This is a genomic window from Streptomyces agglomeratus (assembly GCF_001746415.1).
Lineage (GTDB): Bacteria > Actinomycetota > Actinomycetes > Streptomycetales > Streptomycetaceae > Streptomyces > Streptomyces agglomeratus.
Window position 1 is genome coordinate 3014717 of sequence record NZ_MEHJ01000001.1, and the last position, 22734, is coordinate 3037450.

Below are 22734 nucleotides of genomic sequence, written 5' to 3' on the forward strand. Positions count from 1 at the left end.
GGCTTCCGGGGAATCCGCAGGCCGAAGGGACAGGATGTTCGCGAAATCGCTGGGTGACGACGGCGCCGAGCTGCGGCCCCTGGAGCCGTGGAACGCCGAGGAGTTCCTGGCCCACATGGACCGGGGCCGCGAGCACATCGGCCGCTTCGTCGAGCTCCCCGACCACGTCACCGACCTGCCGTCCGCCACCTCGTTCCTCCAGAGGTACGCCGACAAGGCCGCCGCCGACTCCGGGCGCCTGTACGGCATCTGGGCCGACGGCACCCTGGTCGGCGGCGTCATGTTCCGGATCTTCGACGCCGCGGCCGGCAACTGCGAGGCCGGCTGCTGGCTGGAGCCGACGTCGGTCGGGCGCGGCCTGATCACCCGGGCGCTCCGGCTCATGATCGACTGGGCGGTCGAGGAGCGCGGCATGCACCGGGTGGAGTGGGTCGCGGGCGCCGACAACACCGCCAGCCTCAACGTCGCCAGACGTCTCGGCATGGTCCGCGAAGGGGTGCTGAGGGAGAGCTACCTGTACCGGGGCGTGCGCCACGACGAGGAGGTGTGGGCGGTCCTGGCCCCCGAGTGGCGCCGGCTGCGGGAAGCCCCGGCCGCCCGCAGGCCGCGGGAAGGCCCGGCCGCCCCGGTCACGGACCCTTAGGCGCCGACGGCCCCCGTCGCGGCCGCCGCCATCGCGGCGCCCACGATCCCCGCGTTGTTCTGGAGCTGCGCGGGGACGATCTCGGCGCGGACGCCCTTGATCAGCGGCAGGAACTTCTCGGCCTTGCGGCTGACCCCGCCGCCGATGACGAACAGCTCCGGCGAGAACAGCATCTCGACGTGGGCCAGGTATTTCTGCACCCGCTTCGCCCAGTGCTCCCAGCTCAGGTCCTCGTCCTCCTTGGCCTTCGTGGAGGCGTGCTTCTCCGCGTCGTGGCCGTTCAGCTCCAGGTGGCCGAGCTCGGTGTTGGGGACGAGCTTGCCGTCGATGAACAGCGCGCTGCCGATGCCCGTACCGAACGTCAGCAGGAAGACCACGCCCTTGCGGCCCGCGCCCGCGCCGAACGTCATCTCGGCGACACCGGCCGCGTCGGCGTCGTTGAGGACGGTGACCGGCAGGCCGAGCCGGTCACCGAGCAGGGCGCGCGCGTCGACGTCGATCCAGCCCTTGTCGACGTTCGCCGCGGTACGGGTGACCCCGTCCGTGACGACGCCGGGGAAGGTGATGCCGACCGGGCCGCTCCAGCCGAACTGGCCGACGACCTCCTGCACGCACCCGGCGACGTCGTCCGGCGTCGCCGGCTGCGGGGTCAGTACCTTGTGCCGCGGTTCCGCCAGGTCGCCGCGCTCCAGGTTCACGGGAGCGCCCTTGATGCCGGATCCGCCGATGTCCACTCCGAACACGTTCATGGACACAACGTTACGGTGCGGCACCGACAGTGGCGTAGACGGCCGTACGGGAAGTCACTTCCCGGAGAGGCGGGCCGCTTCCGCGCGCAGGTCGCGGCGCAGTTCCTTGGGCAGCGAGAAGGTGATCGACTCGTCGGCCGTCTTCACGGTCTCCACGTCGGCGTAGCCCCGCTCGGCCAGCCACTCCAGTACGCCGTCGACCAGGACGTCGGGCACCGAGGCTCCGGAGGTCAGACCGACCGTCGTGACGCCGTCCAGCCACGCCTCGTCGATCTCGTCGGCGAAGTCGACCAGGTGGGCGGCGGGGGCGCCGGCGTCCAGGGCGACCTCGACCATGCGGATCGAGTTGGAGGAGTTCTTGGAGCCGACGACGATGACGAGCTGCGCGTCCTCGGCCAGCTTCTTGACCGCGATCTGACGGTTCTGCGTGGCGTAGCAGATGTCGTCGCTGGGGGGCGAGAGCAGGTTCGGGAACTTCTGCTTCAGGGCGTCGACCGTCTCCATCGTCTCGTCGACCGAGAGCGTGGTCTGGGACAGCCAGACGACCTTCGACTCGTCCCGCACGGTGACGTTGGCGACGTCCTCGGGGCCGTCGACCAGGGTGATGTGGTCGGGGGCCTCGCCGGAGGTGCCGATGACCTCTTCGTGGCCCTCGTGGCCGATCAGGAGGATGTCGTAGTCCTCCTTGGCGAACCGGACCGCTTCCTTGTGGACCTTGGTGACCAGCGGGCAGGTCGCGTCGATGGTCGCGAGCTTCCGCTCGGCGGCCTCCTCGTGCACGGTCGGCGCGACGCCGTGGGCGGAGAACATGACGATCGAGCCCTCGGGGACCTCCGCCGTCACGTCGACGAAGATCGCGCCCTTCTTCTCCAGGGTCTGCACGACGTACTTGTTGTGGACGATCTCGTGCCGGACGTAGATCGGCGCCCCGTACTGCTCCAGGGCCTTCTCCACGGCGATCACGGCACGGTCCACGCCCGCGCAGTAGCCACGGGGAGCGGCGAGAAGGACACGACGGGCGGCGGTAGCAGTCATGTCCACCATCGTAAGGCCGCGCTACGGACGCCAGGGGACGCCGACGGCGGCCCCGGTGATCAAGACTGGACGCCTGGTTCTACGTACGGAGGCGCGATGACCGTGACCGTGGAGGATACCGGCGAGCTGCGGCGGAGTCTCGGATTCCGGGATCTCGTCGTCTACGGGCTGCTGTTCATCGCTCCCATGGCGCCGGTCGGCGTCTTCGGGACGCTCGACGCCAGGTCGCACGGCGCGGTGGCGCTCGTCTATCTGGTGGCGACGGTCGCGATGGCGTTCACCGCATTCAGCTACGCCCAGATGGTGCGGGTGGTCCCCCGGGCGGGCTCGGTCTTCGCGTACGCGCGCAAGGCGCTGGGCGAGGGCCCCGGGTTCATCGCCGGGTGGATGGCGATGCTCGACTACGTGCTGATCCCGGCGGTCGCGTACCTCTTCTCCGGGATCGCGATGCACGCGCTCGTGCCGGCCGTTTCGCAGTGGGTGTGGACGGCGCTCGCGGTGGTGGTGACGACAGGGCTGAACATGTGGGGCGTACGGGCGGCCGCGCGGGTCGGCTTCGCCGTGCTGGCCATGGAGATCGTGGTGCTGCTGGTGTTCGTGGTGGCCGCGGTCGTGGTGCTCGCGCAGGACGGGGCGCGGCGCGGCTGGCTGTCGCCGCTGTCCGGCGACGGTTCCCTGGGCGGCTTCTCGCTCGCGGCGGTCGTGGGGGCGGTGTCGGTGGCGGTGCTGTCGTACCTCGGGTTCGACGCGATCGCGTCGTTCGCGGAGGAGGTCACCGGCGGCTCGGCCAAGGTCGCGCGGGCGGTGCTGTTCTGCCTGGCCCTCGCCGGGGTGCTGTTCGTGGCGCAGACGTACCTGGCGGCGCTGCTCCAGCCGGTGTCGGCGGCGGAGCTGGCGGCGGAGCCGGGGAAGCAGGGGACGGCGTTCTACGACGCGCTCGACACGTCGGTCGGGACCTGGTTGGGGGATCTGGTGGCGGTGAGCAAGGCGATCGGCGCGGCGTTCGCGGCGCTGGCGGGGCAGGCGGCGGCGGGGCGGTTGCTGTTCGCGATGGCCAGGGAGCGGCGGCTGCCGCGCGTACTGGCGAAGGTCGACGCCGCTTCGGGCGTGCCGCGGATCGCGCTGGGCGTGGCCGCCGCGGTGACGACGGTGGCGGCGGTGTGGGCGTCGCGGCGCGACGACGGCCTGGACCATCTGGTGTCGGTGGTCGACATCGGGGCGCTGACGGCGTTCGTGCTGCTGCACGTGTCGGTGGTGAGCTGGTTCGCCGTACGGAGGATGGAGGGCCCGCCGGTGTGGTGGCGGCACGTGCTGCTGCCGGTGCTGGGGGGGGGGGTGGCTGTCGCGGTGATCGTGGAGGCTTCCGGGACGGCGCAGTTCGTGGGGGCCGTGTGGCTGGTGGTGGGGCTGATCGTGGTGGCCGCGCAACGGGGGCGCCGGACCGGTCCCGGTGTCGGTGCCGGCGGCTAGCCTTCGTACATGGCTCTGAACACGTCCGCGGACGCCCCACTACCGGTCGGCCAGGTCTCGCGCCTCATCGGCGGGTGGATCGACCGGCTCGGAGCGGTGTGGGTCGAGGGGCAGATCACGCAGATCTCGCGCAGACCGGGCGCCGGGGTCGTCTTCCTGACGCTGCGCGACCCCTCGCACGACATCTCCGTCGGTGTGACGTGCTTCAGGCAGGTGTTCGACCCGATCGCGGACGTGGTGGCGGAGGGCGCGCGCGTCGTGGTGCGGGCGAAGCCCGAGTGGTACGCGCCGCGCGGGCAGCTGTCGCTGCGGGCGACGGAGATAAAGCCGGTGGGCATCGGCGAGCTGCTCGCCAGGCTCGAACAGCTGAAGAAGTCGCTGGCGGGCGAGGGGCTCTTCGCACTCGACCGCAAGCGGCCCGTGCCGTTCCTGCCGCAGTGCGTGGGGCTGGTGACGGGCCGGGCGTCGGCGGCCGAGCGCGACGTCCTGGAGAACGCGCGGCGGCGCTGGCCGGCCGTCCGCTTCGAGGTGCGGAATGTGGCGGTGCAGGGGGTGAGCGCGGTGGCGCAGGTCGTCCAGGCGGTCAAGGAGCTGGACGAGCTGCCGGAGGTCGACGTGATCATCGTGGCGCGGGGCGGCGGCAGCGTCGAGGATCTGCTGCCGTTCTCGGACGAGCAGCTCGTACGTACCGTGTTCGGCTGCCGTACGCCGGTGGTGTCGGCCATCGGGCACGAGCCGGACTCCCCGCTGCTCGACCTGGTGGCGGACCTCCGGGCCTCGACGCCGACGGACGCGGCGAAGAAGGTGGTTCCGGACGTCGGCGAGGAGCTGGACCGCGTGCAGTTGCTGCGCGACCGGGCACTGCGGACCGTGCGGGGCCTGCTCGACCGCGAGGAGCGGGGGCTGGCGCATGCGCTGGCCAGGCCGGTGATGGAGCGGCCGCAGCGGATGGTGGAGGACCGCGAGGCCGAGGTGGACGCCCTGGTGGCGCGCAGCCGGCGCACGCTGGGGCACCTGCTGGACCGCGCGGACTCGGAGCTGTCGCACACCCGGGCGCGCGTGGTGGCGTTGTCGCCCGCGGCGACGCTGGAGCGCGGGTACGCGGTGCTCCAGCGGGCGGACGGCGGGGTGGTCCGCTCCCCCGGCGAGGTATCGGCCGGGGACGCGCTGCGGGCCCGGGTGGCGGAGGGCGAGTTCCGCGTGCGCGTCGCGGAGTGACCTGGCTGACGTTTGCCGTTCGTACGCACACATAGGGTGGATCACATGGCACAGACGGACGAGACAGCGACGACGCTCGGGTACGAGCAGGCCCGGGACGAGCTGATCGACGTCGTACGGCGCCTGGAAGCGGGCGGCACGACGCTGGAGGAGTCGCTCGCGCTCTGGGAGCGCGGCGAGGAGCTGGCGAAGATCTGCCGGCGGTGGCTGGACGGTGCCAGGGCCCGCCTGGACGCCTCGCTCGCCGACGAGAGCTGAGGCGGGGCGCAACAGGGGCGCTGTGAAGCGGATCACCACGCCCCACTTTTAGTTGAAACTTAACCTACTTTCGCTTACGGTGAGGTCACAGCCTGATCCCCCTGCACGTCCGGAAGGTAGACCGCATGTCTCTCGTACTTGACCCCGCCGCCCAGGACCTCCTCTTCCGCGAGGCCCGCACCGCGAACACGTTCACCGACGAGCCGGTGACCGAGGAGCAGGTCCAGGCGATCTACGACCTGGTCAAGTTCGGTCCGACCGCGTTCAACCAGTCGCCGCTGCGCGTCGTCCTGGTCCGCTCCCCCGAGGCCCGCGAGCGCCTCGTCGCGCACATGGCCGAGGGCAACCGGCCGAAGACGGCCACCGCCCCGCTGGTCGCGATCCTCGCCGCCGACAACGAGTTCCACGAGGAGCTCCCGGCGCTGCTCCCGCACTTCCCGCAGGCCAAGGACATGTTCTTCTCCGAGCGCCCGGCCCGTGAGGCCGCCGCCGGCCTCAACGCCGCCCTCCAGGCCGCCTACTTCATCGTCGGCGTCCGCGCCGCCGGGCTGGCCGCGGGCCCGATGACCGGCTTCGACTTCGCCGGCGTCCAGAAGGAGTTCCTGGACGACGACCACACCCCGCTGATGATCGTCAACATCGGCAAGCCGGGCGAGGACGCGTGGTTCCCCCGCTCCCCGCGGCTGTCCTACGACGACGTCATCACCACCGTCTGACCCCACCCCGGACGCGCACGACGGAGCCGCCGCACCCCCACAGGGTCCGGCGGCTCCGTCGTACGCGTCATCGCGTCACCGCGTCATCGCGTCAGGACTTCTCGGCTTTCAGCGCGGCGGCCATCTCCGCCAGCCGCTTCTGCGGCGCCGTGCCCGTGATCACCGTGGTGGCGCCCTTCTCCTCGCGCACCAGCGCGTCGTACTTCGGGCCCTCCCAGCGCTGCCAGGTCTCGCCGCCGACGCGCACCGTCCTGCTGGTCTTCGTCGCCTGCTGGCTGACCTTGTGGACGAACTTCTCCGCGGGCCCGTTCGACTGCTCGACCGCGACGTACTCGCGCTCCGGGTCGAGGAAGCCCAGGTGCCAGGAGTTGCCGTCCTGCCGGTCGTACGTGACCGACGTCGCCTTCCACGTCTCCGGGAGCCCCACCGGGGCTGCCACCGGGTACGGCGCCGCCCGCCGGGCCGTGATGAGCTCGACCCGGTAGTCGACCGGCTTGACCGGGTCCGCCGAGTCGTCGTGCGGGACCAGCGTGTAGACGCCGGCGACGACGACACCGATCGCCGCCATCGACAGCACCATGTCCCGGACCGTCTGCTTGCCTCTCATACCTGCCACGCCCCCCATGGTCCCCCATGCTCGGTCACGGCCCGCGCGAGGGGCATCTCATCCCGATATGCCGCTCATACGTGCCCCCCTCTGCTCATTTTGTCGACGTACCGATAGAGTCGGCACCACCCTCTACACTCCGGCCGTCGCCGTACAGAAAGGTGCGCTCCGATGACCGAGCACCATCTTCCGTCTCAGCTCGAGGTCTCGCCCGAGGCCCCCGACCGCAACCTGGCCCTGGAGCTCGTCCGGGTCACCGAGGCCGCCGCCATGGCCGCCGGGCGGTGGGTCGGCCGCGGTGACAAGATCGGCGCGGACGGCGCAGCGGTGAAGGCCATGCGGACGCTCGTCTCGACCGTATCGATGAACGGCGTCGTCGTCATCGGTGAGGGCGAGAAGGACGAGGCCCCGATGCTCTTCAACGGGGAGCGCGTGGGTGACGGCACCGGCGCGGAGGTCGACATCGCCGTCGACCCGATCGACGGCACCACGCTCAACGCCAAGGGCATGCCGAACGCCATCGCCGTGCTCGCCGCCGCCGACCGCGGCACCATGTTCGACCCGTCCGCGGTGTTCTACATGGAGAAGCTGGTGACCGGCCCGGAGGCCGCCGACTTCGTCGACATCAACGCTCCCGTCTCGGTAAACATCCGCCGGGTCGCCAAGGCCAAGAACTCGACGCCCGAGGACGTCACCGTGATGATCCTCGACCGCCCCCGTCACGAGGGCATCGTCAAGGAGATCCGCGAGACGGGCGCGCGCATCAAGTTCATCTCGGACGGTGACGTCGCCGGCTCGGTCATGGCCGTGCGCGAAGGCACCGGCGTCGACCTGCTCATGGGCATCGGCGGTACGCCCGAGGGCATCATCTCCGCCTGCGCGATCAAGTGCCTCGGCGGCACGATCCAGGGCAAGCTGTGGCCCAAGGACGAGGCCGAGCGCCAGAAGGCCCTCGACGCGGGTCACGACCTCGACCGCGTACTGCACACGAACGACCTGGTCAGCGGCGAGAACGTGTTCTTCGTCGCCACCGGCATCACGGACGGCGAGCTGCTGCGCGGCGTCCGCTACCGCTCGGAGACCGCGACCACGCAGTCGCTGGTGATGCGCTCCAAGTCGGGCACGATCCGCCAGATCGACTCGACGCACCGCCTCTCGAAGCTGCGCGCCTACAGCGCCATCGACTTCGACCGCGCGAAGTAACACCGCCGTACGGCGAAGCGTCCGTACGCACGAGAAAGGGGCGGCCCCGGCTGTACGCAGGGGGCGCCCCTTTTTCTGTGCCTCTGTTTTCTGCGCCTCGGCCTCTGTGCCTCTTGCCGGGGCCTTGTTCGTTCCTTGTGCCGTGCCCCGGTCAGCCCGCGGCGGCGATCCTGCCCGCCTGGGCCGCCTGGCCCAGCTCCATCTCGCGCCGCCTGCGCCTCGCCAGTACCACCCGGCGCTCGGCGGCGGTCAGGCCGCCCCACACGCCGTACGGCTCGGGCTGGAGCAGCGCGTGCTCCCGGCACTCGACCATCACCGGGCACCGCGCGCACACCCTCTTCGCGGCTTCTTCCCGTGCCAGCCTCGCGGCCGTCGGTTCCTTCGACGGGGCAAAGAACAGCCCGGCTTCGTCCCGGCGGCACACCGCCTCCGTGTGCCATGGGCCGGCCTGATCCCGGGCCGGCGCGCGCTGCGACGGAACGGCGGCGACCTGCACGGACTGATGCGGCGGATGCAGCACGGTCTACTCCTGACGACGGCTTCGGGAGCGAGCAGCGATGAAGCACTCCCTACCCGCTGTACGCACGCCTATGCACAGGGTTTCGAACCGTCTCGGTCCGTGTCAGTGTCCGAGGTGCTTGCGGATTCGACCGTGCAGGTCCGCGACGCGCTTTCCGCGCTTGGGCTTCGCCTCGATGTTTCCGAACACCGAGTAGCCGTTGACCACCACGACCGGCGCCTCGGGGTTGTGCGCTTCGAGGGTGTCGACCTCGAAGTTTCCGAAGATCCCGGTACCGCCGCCGCGCAGCGTGATGTTCTCGGGGACGCGCACTTCGACGTTGCCGAAGAGGGAGGTCGCGTTGATCACCGTCAGCCGCTGGCCGAACAGCGCCTCGGTGAGGTCGATCTCGACGCTGCCGAAGAGCGCGAAGGCGTTCGTCCTGCCGCCGATGCGCCAGCGCCCCTTGCGCGTCGAGCTGCTGAAGACGGCGACCAGGTTGTCCGCCGCGGCCCGTACGGACGGATCCACCGGGTCGTACGCCGCCGAGGCCGGCTCACGCCGGGCGCCGCCGGGGGCGGGCAAGTCCCGGACCAGCGGCTCCAGTTCGGCCACGGTCTTGGCCCGGTAGACGGCGTCGATACGGTCCGAGTGCTCCTCGGCGGTCAGCCGCCCCTCGGCCATGGCGTCACGCAGGATGTCGGCGGTCCGGTCGCGGTCGGCGTCCGACGCGCGGAGGGCGGGCTCGGCGGGCACCGGCGGGCCGGCCTGCTGCTGGGGGTGCCCGGGGCCGGAGGCCGCTGATTGGCTCTTGTCGAGGTCCACCGCCCCAGCGTACCCAGACGCGATAGATCGCGACTAGTGCGTACGTCCGCCAACCGGGCCCGGCGCCAACTGAGCCTTACCTCACAGACCCGGCGCTCCGCAGGCGTCTTACGCTGGTGGACGGGCTGCGCCAATGGAGGCCAGTTGCCGTCTGCCGAGTTGAGGAATGGCCGAAATGCCAGAGTTTGCGTACTCCGATCTGCTCCCCCTGGGAGAGGACACCACGCCGTATCGCCTGGTGACCGCCGAGGGTGTCTCCACCTTCGAGGCCGACGGCCGTACGTTCCTCAAGGTCGATCCCGAGGCGCTGCGCACCCTGGCAGCCGAGGCGATGCACGACATCTCGCACTACCTGCGCCCCGCGCACCTCGCCCAGCTCCGCCGGATCATCGACGATCCCGACGCTTCCTCGAACGACAAGTTCGTGGCGCTGGACCTGCTCAAGAACGCGAACATCGCGGCGGCGGGTGTGCTGCCGATGTGCCAGGACACCGGCACGGCGATCGTCATGGGCAAGCGCGGCCAGAACGTGCTCACGGAGGGCGGCGACGAGGAAGCCCTCTCGCACGGCATCTTCGACGCCTACACCAAGCTCAACCTGCGGTACTCGCAGATGGCCCCGCTGAACATGTGGGAGGAGAAGAACACCGGCTCGAACCTGCCCGCGCAGATCGAGCTGTACGCGACCGACGGCGGCGCGTACAAGTTCCTCTTCATGGCGAAGGGCGGCGGCTCGGCCAACAAGTCCTTCCTCTACCAGGAGACGAAGGCGGTCCTCAACGAGACCTCCATGATGAAGTTCCTGGAGGAGAAGATCCGCTCGCTCGGTACGGCCGCGTGCCCGCCGTACCACCTCGCGATCGTCGTCGGCGGCACGAGCGCCGAGTTCGCGCTCAAGACCGCGAAGTACGCCTCCGCGCACTACCTCGACGAGCTGCCCGCCGAGGGTTCGCCGACCGGCCACGGCTTCCGCGACAAGGAGCTGGAGGAGAAGGTCTTCGAGCTGACGCAGAAGATCGGCATCGGCGCGCAGTTCGGCGGCAAGTACTTCTGCCACGACGTGCGCGTCGTCCGCCTGCCCCGGCACGGCGCGTCCCTCCCCGTCGCGATCGCCGTGTCCTGCTCGGCGGACCGCCAGGCCGTCGCGAAGATCACGGCCGAGGGCGTGTTCCTGGAGCAGCTGGAGAAGGACCCGGCGCGGTTCCTGCCGGACACGACGGACGAGCAGCTCTCCGAGGAGGGCGACGTCGTCAAGATCGACCTGAACCAGCCGATGGACGAGATCCTCGCCGAGCTGACGAAGTACCCGGTCAAGACGCGGCTGTCGCTCAGCGGCCCGCTCGTCGTCGCCCGTGACATCGCGCACGCGAAGATCAAGGAGCGGCTGGACGCGGGCGAGGAGATGCCGCAGTACCTCAAGGACCACCCGGTGTACTACGCCGGCCCGGCGAAGACCCCCGAGGGGTACGCCTCCGGCTCCTTCGGCCCGACGACGGCCGGCCGGATGGACAGTTACGTCGAGCAGTTCCAGGCGGCCGGCGGCTCGAAGGTCATGCTGGCCAAGGGCAACCGCTCGAAGCAGGTGACGGACGCGTGCGGTACGCACGGCGGCTTCTACCTGGGCTCCATCGGCGGCCCCGCGGCGCGCCTCGCGCAGGACTGCATCAAGAAGGTCGAGGTCGTCGAGTACGAGGAGCTCGGCATGGAGGCGGTCTGGCGGATCGAGGTGGAGGACTTCCCGGCGTTCATCGTCGTCGACGACAAGGGCAACGACTTCTTCACCGAGCCCGCCCCGGCCCCGACGTTCACCTCGATCCCGGTCCGCGGTCCCGGCCTGGCCTGACCCCCGGCGCACCGCCCGCCCCCCGTCCGCGACGCAGCGGGCGGGGGGCGGGCCTGTTTCCGGGGGCGTGTGCCGGGCTTCCCACGCCGTGCGGGCCACCGCCAAGGAGCCCGCACGGTCGTGCCGTGCGCCCGGTCTACGCGAACTGCTGGTTCGCCGCTCCCGTGCACGCCTGGAGCCGCAGCGGATCCTTCGCCGCCGCCAGCGTGACGCACAGGCCCGTCGAGGCCGCCGGCCGGATCGTGGAGCCGTCGCGTACGAACTGCTGGTTCGCCGCACCCGAGCAGTTCCAGAGGACCAGCCCGGCACCCGCCTGGTACTTCGCGCCCGGTACGTCGAGGCACCGGTCGTGGCTCAGTTCCGTACGGAGCGACTTCTGGGCGGTGTCGTACCACCAGCCCTGGTTGCGCCCGCCGTGACAGTCCCAGCCGCCCACGGCCGTCCCGTTGCGCGTCGTCGAGCCGGGCACGTCGGCGCACGTGCCCGTGGCCGCGTTCTTCAGCGGCTTGTACGCGTCGTCCCACGCCCCCGGGAAGAGCACGGGCTTCCCCGTACTGGCCGGGTCACCGCAACTCGCTTCGCGCAGCGCGGAGTTGTAGACCTGGGTGAGGCAGGAGGCGAACGCCGCGTGGCCGCGGATGTTCGGGTGGAAGGACTGGCGGACCGAGTTCGAGTCCGGCATGCCGGGCTTGGAGAGGTCGATGTACAGGCCCCGCGCCCAGGGGTCGTCCATGCAGACCTCGTGGCCGTGGAAGAGGCGGGAGTTGTCGAGATACACGGAGCCCGTGTTCGCCGCCGCGGCGCGCATCCCGCGCTCGAAGACCGGGACCGCGGTGTTGCGGCCCCAGGCCGCGTCGGAGTCGTACCCCACGCAGCCGCCCGGGATCTTGCCCGGGAAGTTCGGGTTGTCCTTGAAGTCGGGTCCGATGGGGCTCGGGTAGCCCATCACGACCATCTTGTAGTCGCCGTCCGCGTACCCCGCGCCGCGCATCACCGTCCGCAGGTCCCGGACGGTCTGCTCGACCTTGGGCACGAGCGCGTCGACGCGCCCCTGCCAGCCGGGCGCGTACTTGGGCTCGCAGGTGCCCTGGATCGTCAGCCAGCGCGTGACGCAGTCCGTCATCACCGGGCCGAACTGGAGGTCGTCGTTCGCGCCGGCCACCAGCAGGACCATCTTGATGCGGGTGTTGCGGGCCTTGACGGCCAGGTTGTCGCTCTGGACCAGCTCGTCGGCGTACTGCTTGCTGCCGCCGATCCTGATGTTTCCGGTGTACGCGCCCGAGCAGGAGACGTTGTACGTGACGTCGGCCGGTATCCCGGTGCGGTGGATCGCGGCGTCCGGCGAGCGGTGGCACCAGTTGTCGGGCCCGTTGGTGCCGGGTTCGTACGTGCCGACGCCCTCGCCGGAGATCTCGCTGTCGCCGAGCGAGATCAGCCCGGTCTTGCGCTGGTCCATGGGCCGCTCGGCCGGATCGCCGTAGAGCTTCGCGGCCTCGGCCGCGCGGACGGCCTCCAGTTCGGCCGGAAGGGGTGTCGAAGCGGGTGTGGAAGCCGTCGCGGCCCTGTCGGCGGCGGTGGCGGGGGCCGTCCCCGCCAGACTGCCGCCGATGGCGGCCGCCAGTGCGGCGGCGGCCGCGACAGTGGAGCGAAGTCTGAGCCGTGTGCGCTGCATTGCGCCTCCCCGGTTTGTTGTTACCCCCGGTATTTACTGGCGGGTAGGCGACTTGGGAATACGCAGAACAAGACAAGTGCTCAACTTTTCTGAGGAGGTACGCCACGATGACGACTGACGACTACCGGATCGAGCGCGACTCGATGGGTGAGGTACGGGTGCCGGCGCACGCCAAGTGGCGCGCCCAGACCCAGCGGGCCGTGGAGAACTTCCCCGTCTCCGGACAGCGCCTGGAGCGCGCCCACATCGAGGCGCTGGCCCGTATCAAGGCCGCTGCCGCCCTGGTCAACGCCGAACTCGGCGTGCTCGACAAGGACATCGCCCGGGCGGTCCGGGAAGCGGCCGAAGAGGTCGCGCGGGGGCGCTGGGACGACCACTTTCCCGTCGATGTCTTCCAGACCGGCTCCGGCACGTCCTCCAACATGAACATGAACGAGGTCGTCGCCACGCTCGCCACCGAGCGTCTCGGCGGCCCGGTCCATCCCAACGACCATGTCAATGCCTCGCAGTCGTCCAACGACGTGTTTCCGTCGTCCATCCACATCGCGGCGACCGCCGCCGTCACGGGCGATCTGATCCCGGCCCTCGACCACCTCGCGGCGGCGCTGGAGCGCAAGGCGGCGGAGTTCGCGGACGTCGTCAAGTCGGGGCGTACGCACCTGATGGACGCCACGCCCGTCACCCTCGGCCAGGAGTTCAGCGGTTACGCGGCGGCCGTGCGGTACGGCGTCGAACGGCTGCGCGCCTCCCTGCCCCGCCTCGCGGAACTCCCCCTCGGCGGCACGGCCGTCGGCACCGGCATCAACACCCCGCCGGGCTTCTCGGCCGCGGTCATCGCCGAGGTTGCCCGCTCCACCGGACTGCCGCTCACCGAGGCCCGCGACCACTTCGAGGCACAGGGCGCGCGGGACGGCCTCGTCGAGACGTCCGGCCAGCTCCGTACGATCGCGGTCTCCCTGACGAAGATCTCCAACGACCTGCGCTGGATGGCCTCGGGGCCGCGCACCGGATTGGCCGAGATCCGCCTTCCCGACCTCCAGCCGGGGTCGTCGATCATGCCGGGCAAGGTGAATCCGGTCATTCCCGAGGCCGTACTGATGGTCGCGGCCCAGGTGACGGGGAACGACGCCACGGTCGCCGCGGCCGGTGCGGCGGGCAACTTCGAGCTCAACGTCATGCTGCCCGTGATGGCCAAGAACCTGCTGGAATCGTTGCGGCTTCTCGCCAACGCCTCCCGGCTGCTGGCGGACCGTACGATCGACGGGATCACCGCCGACGTCGAACGCGCCCGCGAGTACGCGGAGTCGTCACCGTCGGTCGTCACCCCGCTCAACAAGTACATCGGCTACGAAGAGGCGGCCAAGGTCGTCAAGAAGTCCCTCGCCGAGCGCCGGACGATCCGCGAAGTCGTCCTGGAGTCCGGGTACGTCGAACGCGGTGATCTCACCGAGCAGCAGCTCGACGAGGCGCTGGACGTGCTGCGTATGACGCACCCGTGACCTCGGTCGCAGCAGTCGGCGGAACGTACTCCTAAGATCTGCTCATGACAGCTACGGCAGGCGGTGCGGGCGGGGCGCGTTGGGCGCCGGGGGACCACATCCTCTGGCGCTATCGCGGCAACGCCTCCGACCGCATCCACATCTGCCGCCCCGTCACGGTCGTCCGCGACACCGACGAGCTGCTCGCGGTGTGGATGGCGCCGGGCACGCAGTGCGTGCGGCCGGTGCTCGCGGACGGCACGCCGGTGCACGAGGAGCCGCTGGCCACCCGGTACACGGCGCCGCGGACCACGACCACCTCGCGGTGGTGGGGCACCGGCGTACTGAAGCTGGCGCGGCCGGGCGACCCGTGGTCGGTGTGGCTGTTCTGGGAACGGGGCTGGCGGTTCAAGAACTGGTACGTGAACCTGGAGGAGCCGCGCACCCGCTGGTCGGGCGGCGTCGACTCCGAGGACCACTTCCTCGACATCTCCGTGCACCCGGACCGCGCCTGGTGCTGGCTCGACGAGGACGAGTTCGAGCAGGCCCGGCGGGTGGGGCTGCTGAGCGACGCGCAGGCCCGGCAGGTACGGGAGGCGGGGCGAGCGGCGGTCGGCCTGATCACCGCGTGGGGCGCCCCGTTCCGTGACGGCTGGGAGAACTGGCGGCCCGATCCCAGGTGGGCCGTTCCCCGGTTGCCCGATGACTGGGACCGCACTCCTGTTCACATGGCTCCGTGAGACCCTTGATAGGCCCCCATGGGTCAAACGTAGGATCGCCTTCCGCAACACTGAGCGCACTGTGCGCACCGGTCCCGCTCTCAACTGGCGGGCCCGGCGCACAGCCTGACCGTAAGTCACCACAGGGGGGTGGAGCCGTGCCGGAGAGCAAGTCTGCCGGGTTCGGGGGCCACCGTCCTGTCGAGGCCGCCCGCAGAGCGGGTATATCGCCACACGAAGCGATTGCATCGCACAAGCTCCCCGGACGGACGGAACCCCACGCGTGACGGAGCACCAGTCCACCTCGCACGAAGGCCGGCAGCCACTGGTTGCCAGGCCGCACGAGCGCACCCGGCCACGGCAGGAGGAGGTTCCGGCAGTGCCGAGTCCAGCGCACGCTCCCACTCCGGCCACCGGCGGTGTCCCGGAGCCGGCCGGGGCTGCCAGGAGTGAGGGGGACCGGCTCCGCTTCGTGGGCGCCGCGACGCGGCGGATCGCCCGGGGCATCGACCTCGACGAGATCGTGCTCGGCCTGTGCCGGGCGTCCGTGCCGACCTTCACCGACGCGATCCTCGTGTACCTGCGCGACCCGCTGCCGGTCGGCGACGAACGCCCCGCCGTACCGTTCATGCTGCGCCTGCGCCGCACCGACCGGCTGCGTTTAGCGGACGACGGGGCCGAGGAGATCGACCTCCAGGCCGAGCCGCTGCCCGCCCCGCAGCTGTGCGAGGTACGCAGCGGAGGCGCCCTCGCCGAGGTGCTCAGAGGCGTACGCCCGGTGTTCGGCGACTCCGCCTCCGCGCGGGCGGCCATGTCCGAACTGCTCGGCGAGGCCATGGGACTGCCGTCCGGTCGCCGCGCGATCCTCGCGCCGCTGCGCGGCCGTCGCCGGGTGATCGGCGCGGCCGTGTTCCTGCGCCGCCCGGAGCGCCCGGCCTTCGAGGCGAACGACCTGCTGGTCGCCGCCCAGTTGGCGACGCACACGGCGCTCGGGATCGACAAGGCCGTGCTGTACGGGCGCGAGGCGTACATCGCCGACGAGCTCCAGCGCACGATGCTGCCCGACTCGCTCCCGCAGCCGACCGGCGTCAAGCTGGCCTCCCGGTACCTGCCGGCCGCCGAGACGGCCCGCGTCGGCGGCGACTGGTACGACGCGATCCCGCTGCCGGGCAGCCGCGTCGCGCTGGTCGTCGGTGACGTCATGGGCCACTCCATGACGTCCGCCGCGATCATGGGCCAGCTGCGGACGACGGCGCAGACCCTCGCCGGTCTCGACCTGCCGCCGCAGGAGGTCCTGCACCACCTCGACGAGCAGGCGCAGCGGCTCGGTTCCGACCGCATGGCGACCTGCCTGTACTGCGTCTACGACCCGGTCTCGCACCGCATCACCATCGCCAACGCGGGCCACCCGCCGCCCGTGCTGCTGCACCTGGGCGGCCGGGCCGAGGTGCTGCGGGTGCCGCCGGGTGCGCCCATCGGCGTAGGCGGGGTGGACTTCGAGGCGGTGGAGCTGGACGCCCCGGCGGGCGCCACTCTCCTGCTGTACACCGACGGCCTGGTCGAGTCGCGGCTGCGGGACGTGTGGACGGGCATCGAGCAGTTGCGGGAGCGGCTGGCCGCCACCGCGCAGCTGACGGGTCCCGACCACTCGCCGCCGCTGGAAGCCCTGTGCGACGACGTACTCGACATGCTCGGTCCCGGTGACCGGGACGACGACATCGCGCTGCTCGCGGCCCGCTTCGACGGGATCGCGCCGAGCGATGTCGCGTACTGGTTCCTGGAGCCGGAGGAGCAGGCGCCCGGCCGGGCCCGCAGGCTGGCGCGTCGCGCGCTGGCCCGCTGGGGTCTGGAGGAGCTGAGCGACTCGGTGGAGCTGCTGGTCAGCGAGGTGGTGACGAACGCGGTGCGGTACGCCGAGCGGCCGGTGACGCTGCGGTTGCTGCGTACGGACGTACTGCGCTGCGAGGTCGGTGACGACTCGCCGCAGCTGCCGAGGCAGCGGCGGGCCCGGGACACGGACGAGGGCGGCCGCGGGCTGTTCCTGGTGAACCGGCTGGCGAGACGGTGGGGCGCCACACGCCTGTCGTCCGGCAAGGTGGTCTGGTTCGAGCTGGCCACCCGCCCGTAGGCGCGCGCTGTACACACGGCTGCGGCGGACACCCGGAGGTGTCCGCCGCAGCCGTTTCGTCTTTCGTCCGGTACTTCTCCCGCGCGTGTGTCCGTCAGGGCCTGGGCGGTACGAAGTCGCCGTTGGGGCCTCGGGCGTCTCCGTCGCCTCCCCCGTCCGCGCCGCCGTCCGCGCCGCCGTCGGCTCCCCCGTCCGCGCCGCCGTCCGCCCCGCCGTCGGAGCCTTCGTTGTCACCGCCGGGGTCCGGCGGGCCGATCGTGATGGGCGGCGGCGAGGTGGAGGGCGTGCTGGACGGCGACGTCGGCGGTGTGCTGGACGGCGTCGTGGAGGGCGTGCTGGACGGCGTCGTCGGCGGTGTGCTGGACGGCGTCGCCGAGGGCTTGCTCGGGGTGACGGTCGGGTCGGGGGTGTCGCTCGGCGGGGGCACGTAGGCGTCGTCCGGGTCGATCTCCAGGTCGAAGTCGGCGTCGGAGCCGCCGCCGAGGGCGCCGAGGGTGTAGTCCCCCCAGATACTGGCGGGGAAGCCGCCTCCGCTGGCCCGGCCCGCGTTGGCCGTACCGGTCAGGGAGACCTGCCCGCCGCCCGGCTTCGTGGACTCACCGAAGAGGGCTACGGCGGTGGAGAGTTCCGGGGTGTAGCCCACGAACCAGGCCGACCGGTTCTTCTCCGACGTACCGGTCTTGCCGGCCGCGTTGTAGTTGGGGCTGGCGGCCCGGGCACCCGTACCGCTCTCCACCACTCCGGTGAGCACCTTGGTCACGCTGTCCGCCGTCGAACGGTCGAGGACCCGCTCTTCGGCCGGCTCGGGCATCTCGACGCGGCCGCCCGGGCGGTCCTTGTGCTCGGCGGACTTCACGATGGTCGGCGTGACCTTCTTGCCGTGGTTGTCGAGCGTCGCGTAGACGCTCGCCATGTCCATCGTGCTGGCGCCCATCACGCCGAGGGACATGGCGGGACGCTCGTCGAAGCCGCCCTTGTCCTCCATGCCCATGTCGAGCGCGGTCTCCTTGACGCGCGGGGCGCCGACGTCCACGAGCATCTGCGCGAAGACGGAGTTGACCGAGTTCTGCATGGCCTGCTGGACCGAGATCTGTCCGTAGCTCTTGCCCAGGTCGTTCTGCGGGGCGAAGGGGGTGGTGCTGCCCTTCACGGGGCGTCTGCTCGTGCCGTCGTAGATGGTGCTGGGCGTGATCGGGATGCCGCTCTGCGTCTTGGAGTTGCTCTCCAGGGCGGCGGCGAGGACGACGGGCTTGAACGTGGAGGCCGGCTGGTAGTCGGACCGCGTGGCGTTGTTGAAGTAGTGCTTGGTGGCGTCCACGCCTCCGTACATCGCGACGATCTTGCCGGTCTTCGGGTCCACCGAGGTAGCACCGGCCTGGAGTGTGGCGTCGACCTTGTTCTTCTTGCGGTCGAGCTTGGACTCCAGCTGCCGTTCGACCGCCTTCTCCAGCGCCTTCTGGCGCTTCTCGTCGACGTTGAGCGTGATCGTCCATCCGCCCGCGTCGAACTCGGCCTCGCTGACGCCCTGTTTCCGCAGCTCGGCCTTCGCGGCGTCGACCAGGTAACCGGTCTGGCCCTCCATACCGGCGGCGCCCTTGGGGTCGCGCGGTATGGGGAACTTCATGGCGTCGCGCGCGGACCGGTCCAGCTCGTTCATCTCGATCATGTTGTCGAGGACGTAGTTCCAGCGCGCCGTGACCAGCTTCTTGCTGGTGGGGCTCGCCACCGCCCAGTCGTACTGGCTGGGGGCCTGGAGGAGCGCCGCGAGGTAAGCGCCCTGCTCGACGGACAGCTTCTCGGCGTCGACGCTGTAGTACGCCTGGGCCGCGGCCTGGATGCCGTACGCGCCCCGTCCGAAGTAGCTGGTGTTGAGATACCCGGCCAGGATGTCCGGCTTCTTGTACTTCCGGTCCACCTTGATGGAGATCACAAGCTCCCTGAGCTTGCGGGTGACCGTCTGGTCCTGGGTCAGGTAGTAGTTCTTGACGTACTGCTGGGTGATGGTCGAGCCGCCCTGCTTGCCCTTGCCCGTGAGGGTGTTGAGCAGGCCGCGGGCGGTGCCCTTGAAGTCGACGCCGGAGTCCTTGTAGAAGTTCTGGTTCTCGGCGGCGACGAAGGCGGTCTGTACGTCCTTGGGGATCTTGGCGAGCGGAAGTATCTCGCGGTTGACCTTGCCGGACCGGGCCATGATCTTGCCGCTGCTGTACTTGTAGACGTTGCTCTGGAGCTTGGCCTCGGCGTTGGCCGCCGGTACGGGCACCCATATGTACAGCGCCACGAAGACGCCCATGAGGAGCAGGCAAAGCCCGAAGAAGGTACCCAGCATCTTCTTCCAGGTGAAGAAGCGGCGTATGCCACCCGCCTTCTTCGCCCGGCGCGCACCGCGCTTCGCGTTCTGTCGCGCTTCTGCTCGGCCCATTACTCCGTAACTCCGCTCATCGAGCCCCCGGATGTCAGCTCAAGAAGCTAACACCGCACCTGCGGACAAAGGACTGCCGATCCTGTCTTTTCCGTACGTGACAATCAGCACCCGTCTCTCTGGAACCGACTCCTGAGGGGCCTCCAGGGTTGCGAAGGCCGCCGCACGGGTTTATGGTCCTCAAAAAAGTGATATCACTTTGATAGACCAGCCGAACCGACGATCACCGCACGAAACCGGGGGACCACCATGCCCGCCACCGAACCCGCGACCAGCACGTCCGCACCCGCCCCGTCCGCACCCGCCGACCTGCCCGACATGCCCGCGCCACGCGTCCGCGAGAGGGCGGCGCACAGCATCGGCGGCGGCCTCGCTCTGCTCCTCGGCCTGCTCGGCCTGCTCGCGGGGGCGGGTCTCATCGCCGCCGGCGCCACGTTCGACTCGACGGGCCCGAAGGCCGCACTGATCATCGCGGGCATACTGGTCGCCTTCGCGGCCTTCCTCGCGATGTGCGGCCTCAACATGGTCGCGCCGGGCGAGGCACGCGTCGTCCAGCTCTTCGGGCGCTACCGGGGCACCATCCGCACCGACGGACTGCGCTGGGTCAACCCGCTGACCACCCGCTCGAAGATCTCGACCCGGATCAGGAACCACGAGACGGCGGTCCTGAAGGTCAACGACGCCTACGGCAACCCGATCGAGCTCGCCGCGGTGGTGGTCTGGAAGGTGGAGGACACCGCCCAGGCGACGTTCGAGGTCGACGACTTCCTGGAGTTCGTCGCCACGCAGACGGAGGCCGCCGTACGGCACATCGCGATCGAGTACCCGTACGACGCACACGACGAGGGCGGCCTGTCGCTGCGCGGCAACGCCGAGGAGATCACCGAGAAGCTCGCGGTCGAACTGCACGCGCGGGTCGAGGCGGCCGGCGTCCACATCATCGAGTCCCGCTTCACCCACCTCGCGTACGCACCCGAGATCGCCTCCGCGATGCTCCAGCGGCAGCAGGCCGGGGCGGTCGTCGCGGCGCGCAAGCTGATCGTCGAGGGCGCGGTGGGGATGGTCGAGATGGCCCTCGACCGGATCACCGAGCACGACATCGTCGAAATGGACTCCGAGCGCCGGGCGGCGATGGTGAGCAACCTCATGGTGGTGCTGTGCGGCGACCGGGCCGCGCAGCCGGTCCTCAACACCGGCACGCTCTACCAGTGACGGACGAGGCCCCGCGACGGAAGCAGCCGCAGCAGCAGCGGAAGCAGGTGCTGCTGCGGCTGGACCCGGCCGTGTACGACGCGCTGGCCCGGTGGGCGTCGGACGAGCTGCGCAGCGCCAACGCGCAGATCGAGTTCCTGCTGCGGCGCGCGCTGTCGGAGTCCGGCCGCCTTCCGGGCGGCGCCGGGCCGATCCCCCGGCGGGGGCGGCCCCCCAAAACACGGGACGCGGGTCAGGAACCCCGGGAGGAGTAGGCCGGGGCCGGCGGGGGTGTTCCCTGCCCGCCCCTTCCCGAACCGGGGCTCCGACCCGGATTCCGCCCTCCGGGGGCCACCTCGACTATGCACGCCATGTATACGCACTGGGTATCGTGCAGCGCATGTCCATCGGCCACACCCTGCTCGGGCTCCTGGAAACCGGTCCCCGCCACGGCTACGACCTCAAGCGGGCCTTCGACGACAGGTTCGGCCACGACCGCCCCCTGCACTACGGCCAGGTCTACTCGACCATGTCCCGACTGCTCAAGAACGGGCTCGTCGAAGTCGACGGCGTGGAGTCCGAAGGCGGCCCCGAGCGCAAGCGCTACGCCATCACCGAAGCGGGCATCACCGATGTCGAGCGGTGGCTGGCCCAGCCCGAGAAGCCCGAGCCCTACCTCCGGTCGACGCTCTACACCAAGGTCGTCCTCGCCCTCCTCACCGGACGCAGCGCCGCCGGCCTCCTCGACGTACAGCGCGCCGAGCACCTGCGGATGATGCGCGACCTCACCGAGCGCAAGCGCCGGGGCGATCTCACCGACCAGCTCATCTGCGACCACGCCCTCTTCCATCTCGAAGCCGACCTGCGCTGGCTGGAACTCGCCGCCGCGCGACTCGACAAGCTCGCCGCCGAGGTACGCGGATGACTCCCGCCGGCTCCCTGCCGGTCGCCCACAGGCCCTAGGCGTACGGGACCGGCCCCCGGCCGGCTCACCCCGCCTCTGCCACGACCCGCACCGGCAGCCGCCTCATCGCCTCCCGCAGAGCCTGGGCGAACGTCTCGAACTCGCTCTGGCGCGCCGCCCCCGTCCGCATGGCCAGGGCGACCCGGCGCGACGGCGCGGGGTCGGCGAAGTACCCCGTCACCAGCCGGTCGTTGCGGTCCGTCTCCACCCGCACCGCCGTGCGCGGCAGCAGCGTCACGCCCAGCCCGCCCGCGACCAGCTGCACCAGCGTGGAGAGCCCGGCGGCCGTCGTCGTGACCGGCGCGCCTTCCGTACGCCCCGCCTCCCGGCAGATGTCGAGCGCCTGGTCCCGCAGGCAGTGCCCCTCGTCGAGCAGCAGCAGGTGCAGTTCCTTGAGCGCCTCGCGCGGAATGTCCTCGCGCCCGCCCAGCCAGTGCTCGCGCGGCGTGACCAGCACGAAGTCCTCGTCGAAGAGCGGCAGTTCGGCCACTCCCGGCACGCCCAGCGGGACCGCGAGCAGGAGCAGGTCGAGCCGCCCCGCCGCCAGCCCCTCCAGCAGCGACGACGTCTGCTCCTCGTGCACCTGGAGGTCCAGGTCCGGATACCGCTCGTGTACGAGCGTGAGCACCGTCGGCAGCAGATACGGCGCCACCGTCGGGATCACCCCGAGCCTGAGCACCCCGGTGAAGGGCGCCCGTACCGCCTCCGCCTCCTCCATCAGCTCGCCCACCGCCTCCAGCACGGCCCGCGCGCGCACCGCCAGCCGCTCCCCCGCCGGAGACAGCAGCACCTTGCGCGTCGTACGCTCGACGAGCTGCACTCCGAGCGCGTCCTCCAGCGCCGAGACCGCCCCCGACAGCGCCGGCTGGCTCATGCCGATCGCGGCGGCCGCGTCCCTGAAGTGCAGGTACTCCGCCACGGCGGCGAACGCGCGCAGCTGCGAGAGGCTGGGCTGCTTGGCCCTGGCGCCGCCCACGGCCCCCACGCCGTTTCCATTACTACTGGCCACTGATAACCACCTCCGATCGGATCAAGCCAGTCTAGCTATTTCTGCGATCAATGCTTCCTGTGTCACTGTGGGGATCCGTCCAACCCCC

General features: G+C 70.7%; 21 protein-coding genes. 13 read left to right on the plus strand and 8 right to left on the minus strand.

Going from position 1 to position 22734, the window contains the following annotated elements; translation table 11 throughout:
* Nucleotides 1-34 precede the first annotated feature (34 nt).
* Entirely contained in the window at nt 35-643 is a 609-nt protein-coding gene (locus AS594_RS12675) for a GNAT family N-acetyltransferase (protein ID WP_069935092.1), read from the plus strand.
* Here AS594_RS12675 and ppgK read toward each other — a convergent pair.
* Nucleotides 640-1392, minus strand: coding sequence for a polyphosphate--glucose phosphotransferase (gene ppgK / locus AS594_RS12680; protein ID WP_069927138.1), 753 nt, complete (start codon nt 1390-1392; stop codon nt 640-642). The genes AS594_RS12675 and ppgK overlap by 4 nt on opposite strands.
* A gap of 54 nt (nt 1393-1446) precedes the next feature.
* Entirely contained in the window at nt 1447-2436 is a 990-nt protein-coding gene (locus AS594_RS12685; protein ID WP_079144887.1) for a 4-hydroxy-3-methylbut-2-enyl diphosphate reductase, read from the minus strand.
* A gap of 87 nt (nt 2437-2523) precedes the next feature.
* Here AS594_RS12685 and AS594_RS12690 point away from each other — a divergent pair, with 87 nt between their 5' ends.
* The 4 genes from AS594_RS12690 (at nt 2524) to AS594_RS12705 (ending at nt 6089) form a co-directional block, all read left to right on the plus strand.
* Complete coding sequence (locus AS594_RS12690; protein WP_069935093.1) at nt 2524-3897, plus strand: APC family permease; 1374 nt, start codon at nt 2524-2526, stop codon at nt 3895-3897.
* Nucleotides 3898-3906: 9 nt separating this feature from the next.
* Nucleotides 3907-5115 (plus strand): exodeoxyribonuclease VII large subunit, encoded by a 1209-nt coding sequence (gene xseA, locus AS594_RS12695; RefSeq protein ID WP_069932973.1) that lies wholly within the window; start codon nt 3907-3909, stop codon nt 5113-5115.
* Nucleotides 5116-5160: 45 nt separating this feature from the next.
* On the plus strand, nt 5161-5373 hold the full coding sequence (locus AS594_RS12700) for an exodeoxyribonuclease VII small subunit (RefSeq protein ID WP_069927142.1): 213 nt from the start codon (nt 5161-5163) through the stop codon (nt 5371-5373).
* Nucleotides 5374-5498: 125 nt separating this feature from the next.
* Nucleotides 5499-6089 (plus strand): malonic semialdehyde reductase, encoded by a 591-nt coding sequence (locus tag AS594_RS12705; RefSeq protein WP_069927143.1) that lies wholly within the window; start codon nt 5499-5501, stop codon nt 6087-6089.
* 91 nt (nt 6090-6180) lie between these two features.
* Here the strand turns inward: AS594_RS12705 and AS594_RS12710 are convergent, their stop codons facing one another.
* On the minus strand, nt 6181-6696 hold the full coding sequence (locus tag AS594_RS12710) for a DUF4245 domain-containing protein (protein ID WP_176733211.1): 516 nt from the start codon (nt 6694-6696) through the stop codon (nt 6181-6183).
* 171 nt (nt 6697-6867) lie between these two features.
* Between AS594_RS12710 and glpX the strand changes: the two genes are divergently transcribed.
* Nucleotides 6868-7899, plus strand: coding sequence for a class II fructose-bisphosphatase (gene glpX / locus AS594_RS12715; RefSeq protein ID WP_069927144.1), 1032 nt, complete (start codon nt 6868-6870; stop codon nt 7897-7899).
* A gap of 151 nt (nt 7900-8050) precedes the next feature.
* Here the strand turns inward: glpX and AS594_RS12720 are convergent, their stop codons facing one another.
* A complete protein-coding gene (locus AS594_RS12720; protein WP_069927145.1) occupies nt 8051-8419 on the minus strand; it encodes a WhiB family transcriptional regulator in 369 nt (122 codons plus the stop codon).
* A 102-nt stretch (nt 8420-8521) separates the two neighbouring features.
* Entirely contained in the window at nt 8522-9223 is a 702-nt protein-coding gene (locus AS594_RS12725; protein ID WP_069927146.1) for a DUF1707 SHOCT-like domain-containing protein, read from the minus strand.
* A gap of 166 nt (nt 9224-9389) precedes the next feature.
* On the opposite strand from AS594_RS12725, the gene AS594_RS12730 reads away from it, so the two are divergent.
* Nucleotides 9390-11066, plus strand: coding sequence for a fumarate hydratase (locus AS594_RS12730; RefSeq protein WP_069932971.1), 1677 nt, complete (start codon nt 9390-9392; stop codon nt 11064-11066).
* Nucleotides 11067-11202: 136 nt separating this feature from the next.
* On the opposite strand, the gene AS594_RS12735 is transcribed toward AS594_RS12730, so the two are convergent.
* Complete coding sequence (locus AS594_RS12735; protein WP_069932970.1) at nt 11203-12738, minus strand: ricin-type beta-trefoil lectin domain protein; 1536 nt, start codon at nt 12736-12738, stop codon at nt 11203-11205.
* A gap of 107 nt (nt 12739-12845) precedes the next feature.
* Between AS594_RS12735 and AS594_RS12740 the strand changes: the two genes are divergently transcribed.
* The 3 genes from AS594_RS12740 (at nt 12846) to AS594_RS12750 (ending at nt 17063) form a co-directional block, all read left to right on the plus strand.
* Entirely contained in the window at nt 12846-14237 is a 1392-nt protein-coding gene (locus AS594_RS12740; RefSeq protein WP_069932969.1) for a class II fumarate hydratase, read from the plus strand.
* A 44-nt stretch (nt 14238-14281) separates the two neighbouring features.
* Nucleotides 14282-14956 (plus strand): cytidylyl-2-hydroxypropylphosphonate hydrolase, encoded by a 675-nt coding sequence (fomD, locus tag AS594_RS12745; RefSeq protein WP_069927150.1) that lies wholly within the window; start codon nt 14282-14284, stop codon nt 14954-14956.
* Nucleotides 14957-15218: 262 nt separating this feature from the next.
* The gene (locus tag AS594_RS12750; protein ID WP_069927151.1) at nt 15219-17063 is read left to right on the plus strand and encodes an ATP-binding SpoIIE family protein phosphatase; all 1845 of its coding nucleotides are present in this window, start codon (nt 15219-15221) and stop codon (nt 17061-17063) included.
* Between the two features lie 94 nt (nt 17064-17157).
* On the opposite strand, the gene AS594_RS12755 is transcribed toward AS594_RS12750, so the two are convergent.
* A complete protein-coding gene (locus AS594_RS12755; protein ID WP_069932968.1) occupies nt 17158-19482 on the minus strand; it encodes a transglycosylase domain-containing protein in 2325 nt (774 codons plus the stop codon).
* 249 nt (nt 19483-19731) lie between these two features.
* On the opposite strand from AS594_RS12755, the gene AS594_RS12760 reads away from it, so the two are divergent.
* The 3 genes from AS594_RS12760 to AS594_RS12770 all read left to right on the plus strand — a co-directional run bounded on the left by AS594_RS12760 (nt 19732) and on the right by AS594_RS12770 (nt 21598).
* On the plus strand, nt 19732-20694 hold the full coding sequence (locus AS594_RS12760; protein ID WP_069927153.1) for an SPFH domain-containing protein: 963 nt from the start codon (nt 19732-19734) through the stop codon (nt 20692-20694).
* Nucleotides 20691-20948, plus strand: coding sequence for a type II toxin-antitoxin system antitoxin (locus AS594_RS12765; protein WP_069932967.1), 258 nt, complete (start codon nt 20691-20693; stop codon nt 20946-20948). Before AS594_RS12760 ends, AS594_RS12765 begins: the two co-directional genes overlap by 4 nt.
* 125 nt (nt 20949-21073) lie before the next feature.
* Nucleotides 21074-21598 carry a PadR family transcriptional regulator gene (locus AS594_RS12770; RefSeq protein WP_069927155.1) on the plus strand — a complete coding sequence of 175 codons (525 nt, stop codon included), beginning with the start codon at nt 21074-21076 and terminating at the stop codon, nt 21596-21598.
* A 64-nt stretch (nt 21599-21662) separates the two neighbouring features.
* Here the strand turns inward: AS594_RS12770 and AS594_RS12775 are convergent, their stop codons facing one another.
* Nucleotides 21663-22646 carry a hydrogen peroxide-inducible genes activator gene (locus AS594_RS12775; RefSeq protein WP_240508996.1) on the minus strand — a complete coding sequence of 328 codons (984 nt, stop codon included), beginning with the start codon at nt 22644-22646 and terminating at the stop codon, nt 21663-21665.
* Nucleotides 22647-22734 lie beyond the last annotated feature (88 nt).